Source organism: Mesorhizobium sp. B2-8-9 (genome assembly GCF_006439475.1).
GTDB lineage: Bacteria > Pseudomonadota > Alphaproteobacteria > Rhizobiales > Rhizobiaceae > Mesorhizobium.
Genome location: NZ_VFTQ01000022.1, coordinates 40,555 through 56,916 on the forward strand (window position 1 = coordinate 40,555; position 16,362 = coordinate 56,916).

20 protein-coding genes are annotated in these 16,362 nt (G+C 62.8%); 12 read left to right on the forward strand and 8 right to left on the reverse strand.

All coding sequences use genetic code 11. From position 1 onward, the window contains the following. The first annotated feature begins 188 nt into the window (after positions 1 to 188). Together FJ423_RS23345 and FJ423_RS23350 are read left to right on the forward strand one after the other, a co-directional pair. A complete protein-coding gene (locus tag FJ423_RS23345) occupies positions 189 to 632 on the forward strand; it encodes an SRPBCC family protein (protein WP_140845408.1) in 444 nt (147 codons plus the stop codon). Positions 633 to 785: 153 nt separating this feature from the next. Then, positions 786 to 1,016: a hypothetical protein gene (locus FJ423_RS23350; protein ID WP_095768274.1), complete on the forward strand. Its 231-nt coding sequence runs from the start codon at positions 786 to 788 to the stop codon at positions 1,014 to 1,016. A 38-nt stretch (positions 1,017 to 1,054) separates the two neighbouring features. Here FJ423_RS23350 and FJ423_RS23355 read toward each other — a convergent pair whose 3' ends face one another. From FJ423_RS23355 to FJ423_RS23370, 4 genes are all read right to left on the reverse strand, one after another. Beyond that, on the reverse strand, positions 1,055 to 1,759 hold the full coding sequence (locus FJ423_RS23355) for an SDR family oxidoreductase (protein WP_140845409.1): 705 nt from the start codon (positions 1,757 to 1,759) through the stop codon (positions 1,055 to 1,057). Positions 1,760 to 1,919: 160 nt separating this feature from the next. Beyond that, positions 1,920 to 3,158, reverse strand: a complete 1,239-nt coding sequence (locus FJ423_RS23360; RefSeq protein ID WP_140845410.1) for a patatin-like phospholipase family protein — start codon at positions 3,156 to 3,158, stop codon at positions 1,920 to 1,922. 224 nt (positions 3,159 to 3,382) lie between these two features. Then, positions 3,383 to 4,645, reverse strand: a complete 1,263-nt coding sequence (gene dinB / locus FJ423_RS23365) for a DNA polymerase IV (protein WP_140845411.1) — start codon at positions 4,643 to 4,645, stop codon at positions 3,383 to 3,385. Between the two features lie 270 nt (positions 4,646 to 4,915). Then, positions 4,916 to 5,296: a cupin domain-containing protein gene (locus tag FJ423_RS23370; protein ID WP_140845412.1), complete on the reverse strand. Its 381-nt coding sequence runs from the start codon at positions 5,294 to 5,296 to the stop codon at positions 4,916 to 4,918. Positions 5,297 to 5,676: 380 nt separating this feature from the next. On the opposite strand from FJ423_RS23370, the gene FJ423_RS23375 reads away from it, so the two are divergent. Together FJ423_RS23375 and FJ423_RS23380 are read left to right on the forward strand one after the other, a co-directional pair. Continuing rightward, positions 5,677 to 5,910 carry a polymerase gene (locus tag FJ423_RS23375; protein WP_140845413.1) on the forward strand — a complete coding sequence of 78 codons (234 nt, stop codon included), beginning with the start codon at positions 5,677 to 5,679 and terminating at the stop codon, positions 5,908 to 5,910. 51 nt (positions 5,911 to 5,961) lie between these two features. Then, positions 5,962 to 6,213: a hypothetical protein gene (locus FJ423_RS23380; protein ID WP_318011894.1), complete on the forward strand. Its 252-nt coding sequence runs from the start codon at positions 5,962 to 5,964 to the stop codon at positions 6,211 to 6,213. Positions 6,214 to 6,252: 39 nt separating this feature from the next. Here FJ423_RS23380 and FJ423_RS23385 read toward each other — a convergent pair whose 3' ends face one another. Then, entirely contained in the window at positions 6,253 to 7,470 is a 1,218-nt protein-coding gene (locus FJ423_RS23385; RefSeq protein ID WP_140845414.1) for a pilus assembly protein TadG-related protein, read from the reverse strand. A 280-nt stretch (positions 7,471 to 7,750) separates the two neighbouring features. On the opposite strand from FJ423_RS23385, the gene FJ423_RS23390 reads away from it, so the two are divergent. The 6 genes from FJ423_RS23390 (at position 7,751) to FJ423_RS33680 (ending at position 11,789) form a co-directional block, all read left to right on the forward strand. Beyond that, positions 7,751 to 9,001 (forward strand): pilus assembly protein TadG-related protein, encoded by a 1,251-nt coding sequence (locus FJ423_RS23390; RefSeq protein WP_140845415.1) that lies wholly within the window; start codon positions 7,751 to 7,753, stop codon positions 8,999 to 9,001. After that, a complete protein-coding gene (locus FJ423_RS23395) occupies positions 8,998 to 9,447 on the forward strand; it encodes a TadE/TadG family type IV pilus assembly protein (protein WP_224548500.1) in 450 nt (149 codons plus the stop codon). The genes FJ423_RS23390 and FJ423_RS23395 overlap by 4 nt, the downstream gene beginning before the upstream one ends. After that, positions 9,422 to 9,853, forward strand: a complete 432-nt coding sequence (locus tag FJ423_RS23400; protein ID WP_140845416.1) for a TadE/TadG family type IV pilus assembly protein — start codon at positions 9,422 to 9,424, stop codon at positions 9,851 to 9,853. The genes FJ423_RS23395 and FJ423_RS23400 overlap by 26 nt, the downstream gene beginning before the upstream one ends. Before the next feature lie 141 nt (positions 9,854 to 9,994). Next, entirely contained in the window at positions 9,995 to 10,255 is a 261-nt protein-coding gene (locus tag FJ423_RS23405) for a hypothetical protein (protein ID WP_181174877.1), read from the forward strand. 119 nt (positions 10,256 to 10,374) lie between these two features. Then, positions 10,375 to 10,623 (forward strand): hypothetical protein, encoded by a 249-nt coding sequence (locus FJ423_RS23410; RefSeq protein WP_140845417.1) that lies wholly within the window; start codon positions 10,375 to 10,377, stop codon positions 10,621 to 10,623. Positions 10,624 to 10,946: 323 nt separating this feature from the next. Further along, the gene (locus FJ423_RS33680) at positions 10,947 to 11,789 is read left to right on the forward strand and encodes a hypothetical protein (RefSeq protein WP_181174878.1); all 843 of its coding nucleotides are present in this window, start codon (positions 10,947 to 10,949) and stop codon (positions 11,787 to 11,789) included. 636 nt (positions 11,790 to 12,425) lie between these two features. Here FJ423_RS33680 and FJ423_RS23420 read toward each other — a convergent pair. Next, positions 12,426 to 12,968, reverse strand: coding sequence for a J domain-containing protein (locus FJ423_RS23420; RefSeq protein WP_140845419.1), 543 nt, complete (start codon positions 12,966 to 12,968; stop codon positions 12,426 to 12,428). Positions 12,969 to 13,211: 243 nt separating this feature from the next. On the opposite strand from FJ423_RS23420, the gene FJ423_RS23425 reads away from it, so the two are divergent. Beyond that, the gene (locus FJ423_RS23425) at positions 13,212 to 13,706 is read left to right on the forward strand and encodes a cytochrome b/b6 domain-containing protein (RefSeq protein ID WP_140845420.1); all 495 of its coding nucleotides are present in this window, start codon (positions 13,212 to 13,214) and stop codon (positions 13,704 to 13,706) included. 348 nt (positions 13,707 to 14,054) lie between these two features. Then, entirely contained in the window at positions 14,055 to 14,462 is a 408-nt protein-coding gene (locus tag FJ423_RS23430) for a hypothetical protein (RefSeq protein ID WP_140845421.1), read from the forward strand. Between the two features lie 296 nt (positions 14,463 to 14,758). Here the strand turns inward: FJ423_RS23430 and FJ423_RS23435 are convergent, their stop codons facing one another. Continuing rightward, positions 14,759 to 15,106 (reverse strand): exopolysaccharide production repressor protein, encoded by a 348-nt coding sequence (locus tag FJ423_RS23435; protein WP_224632122.1) that lies wholly within the window; start codon positions 15,104 to 15,106, stop codon positions 14,759 to 14,761. A gap of 280 nt (positions 15,107 to 15,386) precedes the next feature. Next, positions 15,387 to 16,112, reverse strand: coding sequence for a DUF1236 domain-containing protein (locus FJ423_RS23440; protein ID WP_348642922.1), 726 nt, complete (start codon positions 16,110 to 16,112; stop codon positions 15,387 to 15,389). Positions 16,113 to 16,362: the final 250 nt, after the last annotated feature.

The window sequence follows — 16,362 nt, forward strand, 5'->3', positions numbered from 1 at the left end:
GCGTCACATTGCGCCCAGCCAGCCCGCGCCACCGACGATGCCCAGCCTGATCGAAGCGCTCACGTCCGCAGCCTCCGCCGCAAGGGTGGCAGGGTAGCCGCGGGCCACAAAATTTGACAGCCTCTGTCGGATCGGCTGAGGGCTGCCCGTCCTTGGGGCTTCGATCAACGAAGAGAGGATATCGAGACATGCCGAGCACCATTCAACTGCACCGCGTCCTGGCGACCAAGCCGGAGAAGGTTTACCGCGCGTTCGTCGAGGCCGATGCACTGGCGAAATGGCTGCCGCCAAACGGTTTTACTTGCACGGTCCACGAGTTCGAGGGCAAGGTCGGCGGCGCCTACAAGATGTCCTTCCGCAACTTCACCACCGGCGACAGCCATTCCTTCGGCGGCGAATTTGTCGAGCTGGTTCCGAGCGAGCGCCTGCGCTACACGGACCGCTTCGACGATCCCAACCTGCCGGGCCAGATAGAGGTGACCGTGATCCTGAAGAACGTTTCGGTAGGCACCGAGATCAACATCACCCAGGCCGGCATCCCGGACGCCATCCCCGCCGAGGCCTGCTATCTCGGCTGGCAGGAATCGCTGCGCAACCTGGCCAAGCTCGTCGAGCCCGAGATCAACCAGTAAGTCGGAGCAATTCCAGGAAAAGTGCGCAGGTTAGGGCGCCTTCGCCGTAACCTTCTGGTGCGTCAAGATGAGAGCGGGCGGCGGTCGGTCTTCCGGCCGCCGCCTTACCCAAGGTAAGCAAAATTTCACCAAGTGCTGTTAAAAGCCGCTTCCATGGATCGCAACAAGAACAATGACCTGTTTGTCCTGATGGCGGCGCTCGCCGCCATCGCGATCTACAACATTGCCTGCGGCATCAAGACAGGCGAAGTCCGCGGCAAGTTGCATTGGGTCGCTCTGGCGGACGATCCGACACGTTTTTGGAACATCGTGGTCGGCAATTCGATCGTCCTGGTCGCCTCGATAGTCTTTCTGTGGGTTCTCAATTCCCGCAGGCCCGGATGATCTAGGGGCGGCGTCCTCTTTGCCTCACACCGCTCCTTTCACACTGCTCTTGTGATGCCGCCATCGACGCGGATGTTCTGTCCGGTGATGTAGGCGGCTCCGTCCGAGGCCAGGAACGAGATCGTCGCGGCGATTTCATCCGAAGTGCCGTAGCGCTTCATCGGCACGCTGTCGCGGCGCTCGTTCGTCGCCGGCAAGCTGTCGATCCAGCCCGGCAGCACATTGTTCATGCGGATGTTGTCGGGGGCATAAGTGTCGGCGAAGATCTTGGTGTAGGCGGCAAGCCCGGCGCGGGCCACGGCCGACGTCGGGAACATCGCGCTCGGCTCGAACGTCCACGCGGTCGAGATATTGATGATAACGCCACCCTTCTGCTTCTGCATCACCGGCGTCACCAGCCGGGTCGGGCGCACGGCGTTGAGGAAATAGGTGTCGATGCCCTTGTGCCAGTCCTCGTCGCTGATCTCGATGATCTGCGCACGCGGCCCGTGGCCGGCGCTGTTGACCAGCACGTCGATGCGGCCCCAGCGTTCCACCGCGCCATCGGTAAGGCGCTTCAGATCCTCATTCGACTGGTTGGAGCCGGTGACGCCGAAGCCGCCGAGCTCCTTGCCCAGCGCTTCGCCTTTGCCGGAGGAGGACAGCACGCCGACCTTGAATCCGTCCGCCGCCAGGCGCCTGGCCGCCGCTGCGCCCATGCCGCTGCCGCCCGCCGTCACCAAAGCTACTTTGTCTATCGCCATGTCGCTGTCCATCCCGGGTGTTTGGGTTGAAAGCGATCCTGTTAGCATGCGCTGGGCAGGGGATGAACCGGATTGGATTGCGCCAAGGCGATTGATAATTGGCGAGGGCGGCGGAACTGCCAATCTCCCCACAAGGGGGAAATTGGCAGTTCGAGCACCCTCAAACCTTGAACATGCTCATCAGCGTCTTCGACACCACAGCGCAGCGGCCGGGCTTCACGTCGCCCGCTTTCAGCGGCACGCCCTTGCCCGCAGCCACTGCCGGCTCGTACCAGCCGCGCAGCGCCTGGTCGGCGGCGCAATAGCCCCAGTTCACCAGATCGACCGTCTCTTCGCTGCCTAGGAAATGCAGCGAGGTGCCGATATCGGCAGGCGCGGTGGTGGCGGTCTGCACGAAGGTCGGCTCGGTCGTGTCGGGCTTGCTGGCGATCGACCAGAAGACGCCGCGCGTCGCGGCATAGCCGGGCCGGGTCGCGTTATTGGCCAGGCCACGATCGTCGGCGTCCTTGGCCGCCTGGAAACGCGCCACCAGATCCCGGCGCCTGAGCGAGCGCACCTGGTTGTCGGTGGTGTCGAGCACGCGTTTCAACTGCGAGAACCAGTTCCGGTAGCCGGCGCTCGAAGCCTGCCACGGCGCGCCGGCGTCGCTGACCAGCAGCCAGCGGCAGCGTTTCAGCGCCGGCTCGATGCCGTGATTGTCGTAGACGCCGCCATCGGTGAGCACGGCGCGCCGCGGCGGCACCGGCGGGCCGACAGAGGGGTCGAGCTTGTCGTTCTTCCACGCGGAGGGCGTGAGGTCGAGCCGCAGCGGCGACAGGAAAGGCGGGAAGGCCGAGGAGGCGGCAACCGCGAGAGCCACCGGCAGGTCGGCCTGGTAGGCGACGCCGATGCGATAGTCGGCGATATAGCGCCGCGACAGCCGGAACAGCGAGCCGGTGCCGAGATTGCTGGAGCAGAACACGAACCAGGGTTTTTCCGGCAGGCTCTTCAACATCGGCCTTGAGCCGTCAAACAAATGTCTCTCGTAGCAGGCGGCGACTTCGCGCGCCGCGCTCGAAAGCGGGTTGAGCAGGCCTTTGAAGATCGCCGGCGCGTCGAGGAAGACCTGCGAGAACTCCAGTATCCTGTCCAGATAGATATCGAAATTGGCGGCGACACCGTTGACGAAGGCGAAACGCGGCCAAAGTACCGCCAGCAGCCCGGCGGCGATCGAGCCGCCCGAGACCGAGCTTACCATGTCGAGTTTCTGGAGCAGCCCGGCCTCGTTGAGGCGGCATAGCGCGCCAGCATGAAACAGCATGGCGCGGTAGCCGCCGCCCGACAGGCAGAGGCCGAGATCGTAGCGCTCGGGCGCGCCGCCATCCGCGTCCGGTGGTGATCCAGCCGCAATCGGCTCCATCGCGGCCCCCTTTGCCTGTCCGCCCGGCGTCCTTAAGCCTGGCTTTGCTCAATCGAGCCCAGCACCGACATTCTTGCAAGTGGGGGAACGCGTAACTTCACAGATTGGAAATCGGCCCGCGCCGACGGACGGGGAGATTACCCGAAGCGGTTGGTACGCAGCGCACGGACGGCGCGTAGGCTTTCGTCAATCTCCAATGGCGCCAGAGGAGATGCCTCAGCCACTCACAGCTCCTTCTCGGCCAATTCCCTAAACCCGTCCGGCACCGAGCGCGGACCTTCCAGCGCTACCGTGCCGTAGCCGACCGCCTCCTTGCCGAAGCGCTGGCGGATCTTGTCCACCGCCCGGTCGGCGCCGAAGCGCGCCAGGCCTTTGCGGCTGCCGGGCCTCAGCTTCTCGTCCGCCAGCCCGAGCGGCAGTTCGAGCTGCAGCTCGGCATGCTCCTCCAGATGCGAGACAGAGATGGCGAGCAGCGAGATGTCCCTCTCGCCCGGATGGGCGGCAAGCACGCCGCGCACCAGTTCCTCGGCGATCTCCGCCAGCATCGCGGTCGCCTGGATCGGCTGGTCGAGCGTGATCGAGCGGCTCACAGCGCGCAGATCAGCGAAGCGAACCCGCACCGTCACTGTGCGCCCGGGCCGGTCCTTGGCGCGCAACCGGCTGGCCACGCGGTCGGCCAGATGCAGGAGCGTCGGCACGAAGACGCGCGGCACTGCCGGCTTCCTGCCGAGCGCCGATTGCGCGCCGGCAGAATGCGCGCGGCGGTGTGCCTCGAGTTTTCGCGGGTCGCGGTTCCAGGCGAGCGCGGCAAGCTTCTGGCCGGCGGCATGGCCGATCAGCCGCTCCAGCGCGCCGCTATGGGTGCGCGCCAATTGCCCGATCGTCTCGACGCCGATCTCGGCCAGCCTGGCCTTGGTCGCCGGACCGACACCCCACATCAGCGTGACAGGCAGGTCGTGCAGGAAGGCGAGCTCGCTGTCGGGCTCGACCACCACCAGCCCGTCGGGCTTGGCTACCTGCGAGGCGATCTTGGCCAGATGCTTCGTCCGCGCCACGCCGATCGAGATCGGCAGACCGAGCTCGGCCTTCACCCGCTCGCGGATTTTTCGCGCGATCTCTTGCGGCGATCCGAACAGATGCGTGCAGCCGGCGACGTCGGCAAAAGCCTCATCGATCGAGATGCGCTCGACCGCCGGCGTGAAGTCGTCGAGCACCTTGATCGCGGCGTCGCCGAGGCGCTGGTATTCGGAAAAATGACCGCCGACGAAGATGAGCTGAGGGCAGAGCTCGCGCGCTTTGCGGCCCGGCATGCCGCCGCGCACGCCAAAGATTTTCGCCTCATAGGAGGCCGCCAGCACCACGCCTCCGCCGACGGCGATCGGCTTGCCACGCAATGACGGATCGAGCAGCTGCTCGACCGAGGCGTAGAAGGCGTCGAGGTCGGCATGCAGGATGGTGGCGGCCGCGGCGGTGTTCGTGGCGGCCATCGCGCGCTCCCATGGCCATTTGTGTGGCATTGCAGCATTAGCTGCGTCTTTTGTAAGGGGAATTAACGGAACATAAAGAGAACAAAAGAAGCTCTCTGTCAAGCCACCACGCTTGGCCGTGCAGGTTTCCACAACTGGGGGCGCAGCCACAGATAGAACGCCGGTTGTGCGCATGACCTTTGCGCGGGACACGCCGCCGCAGCATGAGGAGGGATCGCCTCGCGAGGCGATCCCTCCTTCGCTTCTGAACGTAAATTGCGACTGTCTGCGCTATGCCGGCTTGGCGTATTCTTCGGCGCTCAGCACCTCGATGCATTGGAACGGCTGGTTGCCTTCCACCCAGGCGTCGTGGCCGGGCGGGATGGTGTAGGAAGTGCCCGCCTCGATGGTCTTTTGCGTGCCGTCGGTCATCCGTACGGTGATCGAGCCGGACACGGCATAGCCGACATGCGAGACCTGGCAGCTGTCGGTCTTGACCACCGGCTTCACGCATTCGGACCATTTCCAGCCCGGCTGCATGTTCATCCGCCCGAGCGTATAGCCCGGGAGCCGGACGATCTCGACACGCGTCTTGGCGGGCGCGCGGACCTCATCGGGATTGTTGTGCGATTTGGATTCGAGTTTCGTCACCTTCATTGCAACTTCGGCCATGGTATCCCTCCCATGTGTGAAGCGGCGCCTGACGTTGCGATCGTCGGCGACCGCGAGTGTATTCATAAGCCTTATTATGAGCGATTGCTAATTAATAGAGGTGACCGCGAGCTCAGCCGAACGCTTGGCGCATTGTCGTGGAAGGTGGATATTCCAGGCCCTCGGGCGACGGTCCCGGGCCATCTTCGGACCGAAGTCCCATCGCACGAACGCAGAGGCCCGACACGCCTATTTTCAGGAAACAACGACGGCACCAAAATCATTGGCTAGCAAGCCGCCGGACAAAGTCCCTTCATCGGCGGTTGACCACGGCGTGCCCGCTATTCCTGCGATATGGCGGGCACGCCTTTCCCCTGAAACCGCTCCTGGAGTTGCCAGCCGTGCAACCCGGTAAGATGATCGCCAATCTGTTTGCCGCACTGCTTCTGGCCGGCCTGGTCGGCGGCGTCTTCTTCGTCTTCGGCAGGCCGCTCTGGCCCGAGCGCCAGGCCCGTATGGTGATCCTTCTCCCGGTCGATACGATTGCGACCGGATCGCTGCGCCGAGCCTGCCTCGAGCCATGCCTGCCGGCCCGCTTCGATCTCAAGCTCGCGCCCGCCAGGCCGCGCGGATGAAGCCGGGCGCGGGAACCAGTCCGCGCCCCGGGCCGTTGACGGAGCGAAGGGATGGCGCTGGCGGAGGCCGCCATGGACAATTTCGAACTCATCGATCTTCTGTGCGTCATCGACGCCTGCGTGAGCGACCGTTCGGCCGGCCGTATCGTGCCGATGTCGAGGGCCGTCGAGGAGTTGCGCGTCCTGACCGGCGATTTCGTCTCGTCGGATGAGGATGCGGCCAACGCCTTGACGCAGGTCGCGCTCAAGCGCGGCTGCGCCGTGCTCTTCGACGAGCGAGCGGGTGCGGATATTGTCGGCTAGGCGCAATCTCGTCCTCCTCCTGGCGGAGGAGGTTGGTGCTCATTTCGCCAGGGTGATCATCCGGCCCGCATACGCCGCCCGGCCTCCGAGTTCGGCCGTGCAATCCGACTTCACGGCCGAGTTCCCCGTCATCGAGATGGTATCGCCGACCAGCCGCAGGCAACTGCCCTGGGCGTTCATGTCCGAATTTCCGGCATAGGTGATGACGGCGTCCGGGGCGTAGATAAAGCCGCTGACCACGGAGCCCGATCCGCCGTTCAGCGTCAGCGCCTGTGTGTTGCCGTGAGCCTGGTAGATGGTGATTCCGGCGTAGGGGCCACTGGTGGGCGGCGACAGGTTCACCTGCTCGTTGGCGTTGATATAGAGTTGTGAGTTCTCCATCAGGAAGATCGTCACGCCCTGGCCGCTCAGGCTGCCGTTGCCGCCCGGCTTTATGGTGACATTGCGCATGATGTAGGTGCCCGGATTGAGGGTGATCTTTCCCGACAAGGTCTTGTCGCAATAGGTACCCGGCGAGAGCGTCACCGTTTTGCCATTGGGCACCGGCAGGCACAGCGTATAGGCGGGAGGAACGACGTCGGCCAGCGGATCGAACGAAGCATACTGGTTCTCATGCGGCGCGCCGCAGGAAAGCGTGGCGTTCGGCGGCGTCAGCCCTTGCGTGCCGCCGACTGTCGAGACGCAGCCGGCGCTGACGATCGCCGAGCCGCCGCGATTGACGGCGTCGGGCGCGTCTGAATTGGCCGCGATCACGCAGCCGTTCATCGCCACATTGGTCGAGCCCTGCAGGTTGACCGCGCCGTCGGCGTGCTGATCGAGCGCGAGCACGCAGGCTTGCGCGCCGGGTTTGAGCTTGACCGAGGCGGTGCGCGTCGCCTGCCAGGCCGGCATGCCGGCGACGAAGGCCGGCCGGCTGATACTCGACGACAGCGAAATGAAATAGGCACCCGGACCGCCGCTCGCGCTGGCCTGGAAGGCGGCGAGGCTGCCCGATAGTTCCTGCGCGTCGGCTGCGCTCATATTGGCGGCGAAGAAGGTCTGGCCGAGTTGCTGCACGTCGCTTGCCGACATGCCTGGCAGGTATTTCGTGCCGATCGCCAAGCCGGCCGCGTCCAGCGAGTTCTGCAACTGCGCGGCGTCGTCGCTCGTGCCTATCAGGTCGATGGATGCCGCCACGCCAAGCATAAGCGGCACCATGGCGAACGCGGCTGCGATCGCAAAGTTGCCGCCCCTCGATGCCAAAAAACGTCCCAACATGGAGCTCGCCCTCGTCATATGTCCGAGAGTGATATGCGCGCCGTCTCTACGGTCGATTTCCAAAATAGATAAAATGCAGAGAGAGCTAAAATGCATGGTTTTACCGACGCTTAAACCTTAAGTCCGATCTTTTATAGGCCTTAAGTCTTAGTGCGTGCGGCGCAAGGCGGAGGCAGCGGAGCGCTAGGGTCCCACCGGCAAAAATCGAGCGAAATAATTAGGCATTCGTTCATACGGCAATGATGACGTAACGGCTGGGATAGCTTGGGTGCGCTCGGCCATGGCCTTTTCAGGTCGGTTCATCAGAAATCTTTTTTCTCGACGCGGCTCTCGACGCTTTTGCGAAGGCAAGAGCGGCAATGTCGCCACCATTTTCGCGCTCACCTTGCCGGTCGTCGTCGGCGGCGCCGGGCTCGGCGTCGAGACCTCCTACTGGTACTATTCGAGCCTGAAGCTGCAGGCGATCGCCGACGCGGCCGCCTATGCCGGCGCGTTGGAAAAGATCGCCGGATCCAACACGGATGCCATCACCGCCGCCGCCGCGTCATCGGCCGCCTCGAATGGCCTTGGTGCGGGCACCATTGTCGTCAACACCCCGCCGGCGTCGGGACCGAACACGGCCAAGAAGGCGGTCGAGGTCATCCTCAACCAGGATCTCGACCGGATCTTCACGTCCATCTTCACTCAGACAAAAGTACCGGAGCGGGCGAGGGCGGTGGCGCTGATCACCGACGCCTCCAAAGCTTGCATCGAAGCGCTCAATCCGTCGGCCTCCCAGGCAGCACTTTTCTCCGGCAGCACCAGCGTCAAACTGGCCGGCTGCGTCATCATGGCGAATTCGATCGCCAACGACGCCATCAAGGTGCAGGGATCGGCGGGTCTTCAGGCCGATTGCCTGATTTCGGCCGGCGGCGTCGTGCTGAACAATCCGGTGCCGATGGTCTGCAAGGCCCCGATCACCCAGGCGCTGCCGGCGGCCGATCCGTTCGCCAGCTTGCCGGCTCCCGCGACCACGACCCCATGCCAGAAGATCAACGGCAACAAGACGACGCAAACGATCCAGCCCGGGACCTACTGCAGCGGCATGAGCCTCAACGGCAACATCACGCTTTCCCCCGGTGTCTACGTCGTCCAGGGCGACTTGAAGATCAATGCGGGTGCCGTCATCCAAGGCAGCGACGTTACGATCTTCATGGCCGGCAGCAACACTGTCAGCATGAACGGCAACGCCACCGTGACGCTGGCCGCCCCGACTACGGGCACCTATTCCGGCGTGCTGTTCTATGGCGACCGGACGGGGACCGCCGCGCAGAGCACCTTCAACGGCACCGCGACTTCGCTTTTGACCGGCGCGATCTACTTCCCCAGGCAACAGGTCAACTATCTTGGCAATTTCTCGGGCGTGAATGGCTGCACCCAGGTCGTTGCCGATACCATCCAGTGGTCGGGCAACTCGACCATCAACCAGGACTGCTCGAGCCTAGGGATGAAGGACATCCCGGCCGCTCAGGCGGTTGCGGTGGTCGAGTGAAATCCGCTGCCCGTCGACTGATGCCGGCCATTCGCGATGAATCGGGCATCGCCGCGGTGGAACTCGCGTTTGTTTTGCCCGTCTTGTGCGCGGCCTTGCTCGGAATCATGGACGGCTGGTCCTATGTCGCGGGTTCGCTGTCGATGCGCGCCGGTGTGAAAACGGCGGCCAACCTCGTGATGGCTGGCTCCGCTGACGACAGCGCGACCCAGACTGTCGCGCTGGCGAGCTGGGAGAACAAGCCTTCCGACGCGCAGGTTACGATTAGTCGCATCTATAAGTGTGGGACCACCGTGGTCGATGCGTCGACCTTATGCAGTGGACCGAAAGCGCCGTCCGTCTACGTCCAGATTCAGGCATCCGGCACCTGGATCCCGCCCTTCACCTTTGGTCCATACCCAGACAATACCGCGATCGGCCATGTGCAGGTGGTCCGTGTGCGCTAAACAAAGGCTCCGGCTTTCGGCATTTGCGGCTAATGAGGCGGGCGGCGCTGGTCTAGAATTCTCCCTGGTCGCGCCTTTTCTCATCATGCTCCTGTTCGGCATCTTCGCCTTCGGCTGGTCGATGAACAGCGTATCCAGCGTGCGCTACGCGCTCGAAGCCTCGGCGCGCTCCCTGCAGCTCAACAACACGCTGACGCAGGCCGACATCCAGGCCATCGCCACACAGAAGCTTCAGGCGCTTGGCCTGCGGAATGTGAACGTCACCATCACCACCGATCCGGCGAGCGGCGGGTTCCGCATGGCACATGTCAACGCCAGCTATGCCTTTGTCATCAGCTTTCCCTATTTCAGCAATTACCCGATCAGCTACACTACCTCGGTGGCCGTGCCCCTGGTCAGCAGCTAGGGGGACGAACGGATGTACCTTAGGATTCTCTAAAAAGCTGCAAGGCTGGCGCCAGCCAGGAATGCTAGGGATTTGCTGCCATCCACTATCAGGAGCGCAGCCATGACCTCTCTTGTTGGAAGCCAGCAGGGCCCAGGCGCCATGCATCAAGCGAGCAGACCCCAGGCGTCGGAAACTTTCCCGGGCAAGCGCGCCGAAAGCGTCGGCCACCTCGCGAAAGCCTCGGTCTTCGAGACGGACATCGGCGAGCCGAATGCCCAAGGAAAATCCGCGTCCCGGATCGCCCGGATGGACCTGACCGTGCTTTCCCCCACCGGTTCGAGCGAAGGTCAGGAGCCGGAGACGGCAACCGGCACGCCGACCGAGACTGATGGCACGGAAGATCCAAATCCTTCCGCTTGATGGCCGGCAAAAAGCCAGGCCCGCTTGTGCCTGGTGGCTAGCAGCCTTCCGTTGTGGTTTTCATCTGGCCGGGAGCGTTGGATTTGGCGCTCGTATCCTGTTGGCCAGGCGCCGCCTGCTTGGCACTGCCGGTCTGCTGCCCAGGCGCGCAGTCCTTCGCTGAGTTCGAGTTGGTCGAGTTCGTCGTGGTCGTGTCTGTGCTCTGGCTGGGCATCGTCGTTGTGGTGGATGACGATGTCGATGAACTGCCCGATGTCGTGCCCGACTGCGCCGTCGCCAGACCACCGGACAAGGCAACAAAAGCGGCAACGAGAAGAATTCGTTTCATGGTGACTGTCCTTTTAGGCAACGTCCCTTCGCTTGTTTAACCCCGACCTTTCGGCAGGGTTCCAAAGGCGCAGGTGATCCGATTTCAGGGGATTGTCGCGGCGGCAATTGCCTCTTGGGACCATGGTCTGGCGAGACAAGGGCCTTCTTTGTTCCAAACGGCCCACAGATGCTAAGTCTTTTGTATTTACGTTAAATTTCAATGGGTTAACGTGGTATTTTGGAAAAATTGCGGAGAGACCGCAGCTATGCTCTCATTTCGCGACCGCAGTTGCTTAAAGTTTATCCGACGCCATTAGGAAATTCTCATAAGAGGCTGCCTAGCGGTTGGGCCATAGTGACGATTCATCTGCGGAGAAGCACAATGACATTGCGAAAGACACTTCTGGCATCCCTGGCCATTCTCGCGCTTGCGACCGCCCCCGCGCTTGCCGGCGCCGGCGGTAACGGCGGCGGCCACGGCAATGGCGGCAGCCATGGCGGCGGCAACGGAAACGGCGGCGGTAACGGTAACGGTGGCGGTCATGGAAATGGCGGGGGCAGCGGCAAGAGCGGCGCCTCGCACGGCAACTCGGCCTCGGCTCCGGGCCACAACAAGAGCGCCGATGCCAGCGCGTCGGATGACAACTCGACCGATGACGCGACGACTGACGATACGACCACGTCTGCCACGCCCAAGGACAAGAACATTCACGCCAAGCTCGGCCGGCTGAACTCGCTGCAGCGCAACATCAACGCTTATATGAATTCCAAGAGCAAGAAGTTCGCCGGCGTCCAGGCTTACGTGACGCAGGCCGCGGCAGCCAAGAACGCCCAGGCCAACCTCGACGCGGCAAACGCCCAACTGGCCGCCGACCAGAGCAAGCTGGCCGACCTCACTCAGCAACTCGCCGACCTCAACGCGACCGACACAACCGGCTTCACGCCCGAACAGCAGGCGGCTCTCGATGCGCAGATCGCCGACGTTCAGGGACAGATTGACGCCCAGAACGCCACGATCAGCACCACTGATGCCCAGGCGATCGCCGATGCGCAGGCCGCGGTTGACAACGCGCCGCCTCCCACCGATGCGTCGCTGGACGCTGCCCTTGCCGACATGGCCAACAAGCCAGTCGACGCCGACGTCACCGCCTGGGCCAAGGATACTTTGGCGGGCAAGATCGACGCGCAAGCCGCGGCCACGGCGACAACCACAACAACCCCATAAGGCCGGACGAACCGACCGGAGGGCGAGCGAAAGCCGCCGGGCCTCGCCCGGCGGTTTTTTGTTGACAGGGCGACGGGCGCGCCGTCTCCGGCAGAAAAATGGCTCGCCTCAGTCGAGACGAGCCAAAGCGGGAGCCCCATTGCCGGGTGCTGATCCCGCACCAGGTTGCCACCTGTTTTCCGGGTGGCCGGCGGTCGAAACCGAGACGCCGGCTTGCGGACGCTCTACTGCGCGCCGCGGGATAATATATCGTGCTGCGACATGTTTATCGCCGGCACGGCGGGCAGGCAATCCCTTTGATCTCGCACCGGCCAGGAACGGACTGCATCACACGAGAGCAAGCTCCAGCGGTGCCTGCATTCGCGACTGCATTTGCCGTCGCAAGCCGTGCCAATTGCGGCAGTGCGCCAGACCTCAGTCGCCTTGTATTCGAGGGCGCACAGTGCCTAAGTCACCGACGCTGTTCTGCCCTCCAAGGCGCATGGCATGCTCCGCGGCCCCGGTGGAACCGCCCAGATACGGGGAGGTGAGGAGAGGACGGTCGATTCCTGCGGGATGTAGCTGTTCTTTCGTCGTGCCCGCCGCTGATTCAGGCCAGCAGGCGGACCTTTGACGATCGGGGCGACTCAAATCGGCTCATTCGGCGTGATCGAGCAGGCGGGTGGCGTCAGGGCGATCCCGGCCGTGCTTGACCCCGGCATGATCGATGCCTTCCACGGTGATCGCGAACGTGCCGTTCTCCGTCCTGCCGATGAAGCCCTTCGACTTGAGGTACCACAGGTGGAACTCCAGGTGCTCGCGGGGGCAACCGGACAGGCGCTCGAGTTCGTCGTCGCCGATGCCCGGATTGTTGACGTCCCGCCGGCGCCTCACATAGAGAAGCGACAGCAGATTGGCCTGGATGACGGAATCCCGCTCCATGCCGCCGCCGTCGCGCGCTCCCTCGGTGAGTTCATGACGAAGACCCAGATGCTCGCGGTAAAGGATATCGTATTGAGCCCGCTTGACGGGGTCGCGGAGTGTATTGTTGGCTTCAACGATCTCGCTGAAGCGCGATTCATTGCCGGTTTCCCGATTGTCGGGGTGATAGCGCATGGCAAAGTAGCGGAAGATCCGCTCGATGGTCTCGGAATTGGCGTTCGGGCTTATTTCCAGAACTTCGTAGTAGTCGATGAACATGTAATCGCGCTTCCGAAATTACGGAAACCATTCCCCCAAGCCCAAGCATTGCCCAAATGCTGCGCGCTTGCAAGGTGCCGGTCCCAGTCTCGAACCGCCAAGGCCGGCGCGAATGCTCGCCATACGAAAATGTAAGATTGTGGCCACAATTGCGGGAGCTTTCGAGCCAAATTCGGCCATCGTCCTCGCGACTATTCAACAACGTTAAGGCGTGGGACGCCTTGTATTCAGGGAACGGTCGCGATGGAAACCAGACGTGGATATTCAATTTTTCAGATCGCGCTGCATTGGCTGATTGCAGCGCTGGTTTTATTTCAGCTCTTCTTCGGTGAGAGCATGACGGTCGTCGTAGACGCCGCCGAAGACGGCCAGCCGGCATCGGCCACCGACCAGGCGCTGGGCTCAGCTCATTACTGGGTCGGCCTGCCCGTTCTTGCGCTTGTGCTTGTTCGACTGGTCCTCAGGCTGGTATCCGGCGCGCCGGCCCCCGCCGGTCATGGATCGAGATGGATGCGGGTCGCCGCGCATGTATCGCACGGCCTGTTCTATGTGCTGTTGCTGGCGACGCCGGCAATCGGGCTTCTGGCGTTCTATCTGGGCGACCCTTGGGGTGACATTCATTCGCTTGCCAAGCCGGCATTCATCGTGCTGATCGCTGTCCACGTCGTGGCGGCGCTCTACCATCAGTTCTGGCTGAGGGACGGGACGCTGAAGCGCATGCTTTCGCCCGCCGGCTGATTGGGGAGATATGCTGGCCGGCGGCGTCTTCTGTGCGATGGCCGATCGGCAAAGGATAGCGGCCGCGTGTCGGAAAAACCTTTGCCCCGTTGCGGTGGAATAAATTCCGGGCTTTGTTACGCTAGCTCTGCTTGGAATTCAGGTGGCAACCTGGATGGAGCCGACCTCAAGCCCGGCTCCCTTTTCGGCTCGCTTCGAAAGAGGCGAGCCATTTTTTTGCAAAACCGCCGCCAAACCTCGCGGCTTTCGCCCGAAGGCCGCACCGACTTAGGTGCGTCATGGCTAATATCGCTCGCACGATGTAGACTGCGCAGAGTCGGGTTTACAAAGGCATTGGGAGGACAACAAATGCCACGGGTATCGGAACTCTTCTTCAAGACGGCCATCGTCTTTCTCGTCCTGGGCGTCGCCGCCGGACTACAGATGGCGATTTCGGGCGATCACGGTGCCTTTCCGGCGCATGCTCACATCAACCTTCTTGGCTGGGTCACCAGCGCCATCTTCGGCGGCTACTATGCGCTCAACCCGGCCAAGGCCGAGCGCCGCATCGCCATGATCCATTACGGCCTCTATACGGTCGGCATCGTGATCATGCTGCCGGCGCTCTACTGGATGCTGGCGGGAGGCCACCCGGAGATCGAGCCGGTCGTGGCAATCGGCTCGCTGATCGTGGCCGCCGCGGTGCTGGTCTTCGGCTTCGTCGTCTTCTCGTCGACGGAAACGGTGCGCTCGGCCTCACCGGCCACCGCGCGCTAGCTGGGCGAACCGAGCAGGGATTTCAGGCGCGCCGGCTACAGCCTCCGATCAAGGAGAGCTGCAGCCGGCGTTTGGTTGCGCCGCATCGATTTTGTTGATGGCGGCCCATCGCCGATGCAAAGCTAGTGGCGGTCTATCGGCTCCGATGCAACGGATGGCGCCTCGGGCCCTGGCGCCGAGGTGTAGCATGGCCTTTGCGGTCGAATTGAAGAGGCAACGTGCCGGCTATTGCGGCGTGGATGCCTGTCGAGAAGGAATAGAATGATCCGTCCGCGGCCGGAATCGACGCAAAGCGATCAGGGAAGCAGTTTCGGGAACAGCCGCAAGATGAGGGCGTGGATGATGCCATCGCGCTCGAACGGTCCGGGTATCTTGGCGGGTGCCGCGCTTACGTCCGCTTTGCCTTCGTCGGTTACGCGGATCTCACTGTGCACGAGCCAGAGCACGGCCACGAAATAGCCGGCCTGCAGAGCCACGGCCGCCAGGAATGTCCAACCGATCGCCATCCAGACAGATCCCGTGGACATGAAGGTCCAGCCGAGGATCACTAGAAGCGTGCCAACCATTCCCACAAGAAACTGCGGAAAATACATTTGCCCAACCGAGCGCCGCGACCATATTCGGCCATCAGCGATCTCGCCCATATCTCTACCCATTTTGACCCATGCACCTTTTCCGGGTGGACCGCAAGCTTGAACGGTTTGCCGGCGGCCCCATTGCCCTTTCGTCCGGCCCCGACAGGGACCACGGACGCAGGACTTCCGCTGTGACAACTGGCAATTGCGCCGGATCGTTCCCGAGCCGGCGACATTCAAGTCATGCCTAATGGAGCGCATGCGGGCGACTGCCTGCCGGGTTTAAGATGCTTCTCCATGCAGAAAGGCCCGCCATCTGGGCGGGCCCTTATCCGCTATGCTGACCGGATCAGCTCAGGATCACTACGATCTTGTAGGTGTCCGGGTCGACGATGACGATGCGTCCATCGGCCAAGACGAAATACTCATAGTTTTCATAAGCCGGAACGATCTTGACGATCCGGGCCGGCAGACGGTGCAGACGCACCTTGTGGCGCGGCACCTCGACGCCGACGGAGATGTCGAAGCTAACGTCGCGAACCGGTTCGACATGGCTCTCATGAATGACCTGCGTGATCTGCGTCCTCTGTTCCACCGTCACGTTATTGATCGACGCCGTCTTGTTCTGGTCGGTCTCGACGTTGGTGTTGCCCTGGGCGTTCTGCTGGGTGGTCGTACCGGTCTTGCCCTGGGCGTTCTGCTCAGTCTGCATCTTGGTGGTGCCCTGGGCGTTCTGTTCGGTGCTGGTGCCAGTCTTGCCCTGCGCCTGCTGCTTCTTCTTCAGCTGTGTGTTGTCCTGGGCGTTCTGGTCAGTGTTGGCGCCTGACTGACCCTGAGCCTGCTCTTCGGTCTTCATCTTGGTCTTGCCTTGAGCCTGCTCTTCGGTGTTTGCGCCAGCCTTGCCCTGGGCGTTCTGCTGGGTTTGCGACTTCATCTGACCCTGGGCCTGGCCGCCCGCCTTGCCGCCCTTTTGGCAATCGGCCGTCCCGGCCGTGCAATTATTGTCGCCGCCGCTCGGCTGCGCGGACTCGGTCTGCGCCATCGCGGCGCCGCAACCGACGCCGAGCGCGATCATGCTTGTGATCAGCAGATGTTTCATTGGATTTTCTCCTCGGAAAGTCGGTCCCTTCGCATGGGTAACCCAGCCCGAAACGCATTGTTCCGAAATTGGTGCCACGGTCGGAAGCGATGGTCGCGGAACACGGCGGCGGTTGTTTTTGCAGGCACCGGTCCAGTTTTGCAGGAACAAGGGTAGGCGAACGGCGTTACGGCAATGCCGACCCGCTGTGGAAAATCGCAGGCGCAGCATTCAGGCGATTCGATTC

Excerpts from the sequence above, each read along its gene's own strand:
- FJ423_RS23345 (WP_140845408.1), top strand. The coding sequence starts at position 189 with ATGCCGAGCACCATTCAACTGCACCGCGTCCTGGCGACCAAGCCGGAG.
- FJ423_RS23350 (WP_095768274.1), top strand. The coding sequence starts at position 786 with ATGGATCGCAACAAGAACAATGACCTGTTTGTCCTGATGGCGGCGCTC.
- FJ423_RS23355 (WP_140845409.1), bottom strand. The coding sequence starts at position 1,759 with ATGGCGATAGACAAAGTAGCTTTGGTGACGGCGGGCGGCAGCGGCATG.
- FJ423_RS23360 (WP_140845410.1), bottom strand. The coding sequence starts at position 3,158 with ATGGAGCCGATTGCGGCTGGATCACCACCGGACGCGGATGGCGGCGCG.
- dinB (WP_140845411.1), bottom strand. The coding sequence starts at position 4,645 with ATGGCCGCCACGAACACCGCCGCGGCCGCCACCATCCTGCATGCCGAC.
- FJ423_RS23370 (WP_140845412.1), bottom strand. The coding sequence starts at position 5,296 with ATGGCCGAAGTTGCAATGAAGGTGACGAAACTCGAATCCAAATCGCAC.
- FJ423_RS23380 (WP_318011894.1), top strand. The coding sequence starts at position 5,962 with ATGGCGCTGGCGGAGGCCGCCATGGACAATTTCGAACTCATCGATCTT.
- FJ423_RS23385 (WP_140845414.1), bottom strand. The coding sequence starts at position 7,470 with ATGTTGGGACGTTTTTTGGCATCGAGGGGCGGCAACTTTGCGATCGCA.
- FJ423_RS23390 (WP_140845415.1), top strand. The coding sequence starts at position 7,751 with ATGGCCTTTTCAGGTCGGTTCATCAGAAATCTTTTTTCTCGACGCGGC.
- FJ423_RS23400 (WP_140845416.1), top strand. The coding sequence starts at position 9,422 with ATGTGCAGGTGGTCCGTGTGCGCTAAACAAAGGCTCCGGCTTTCGGCA.
- FJ423_RS23405 (WP_181174877.1), top strand. The coding sequence starts at position 9,995 with ATGCATCAAGCGAGCAGACCCCAGGCGTCGGAAACTTTCCCGGGCAAG.
- FJ423_RS33680 (WP_181174878.1), top strand. The coding sequence starts at position 10,947 with ATGACATTGCGAAAGACACTTCTGGCATCCCTGGCCATTCTCGCGCTT.
- FJ423_RS23420 (WP_140845419.1), bottom strand. The coding sequence starts at position 12,968 with ATGTTCATCGACTACTACGAAGTTCTGGAAATAAGCCCGAACGCCAAT.
- FJ423_RS23425 (WP_140845420.1), top strand. The coding sequence starts at position 13,212 with ATGGAAACCAGACGTGGATATTCAATTTTTCAGATCGCGCTGCATTGG.
- FJ423_RS23430 (WP_140845421.1), top strand. The coding sequence starts at position 14,055 with ATGCCACGGGTATCGGAACTCTTCTTCAAGACGGCCATCGTCTTTCTC.
- FJ423_RS23435 (WP_224632122.1), bottom strand. The coding sequence starts at position 15,106 with ATGGGCGAGATCGCTGATGGCCGAATATGGTCGCGGCGCTCGGTTGGG.
- FJ423_RS23440 (WP_348642922.1), bottom strand. The coding sequence starts at position 16,112 with ATGATCGCGCTCGGCGTCGGTTGCGGCGCCGCGATGGCGCAGACCGAG.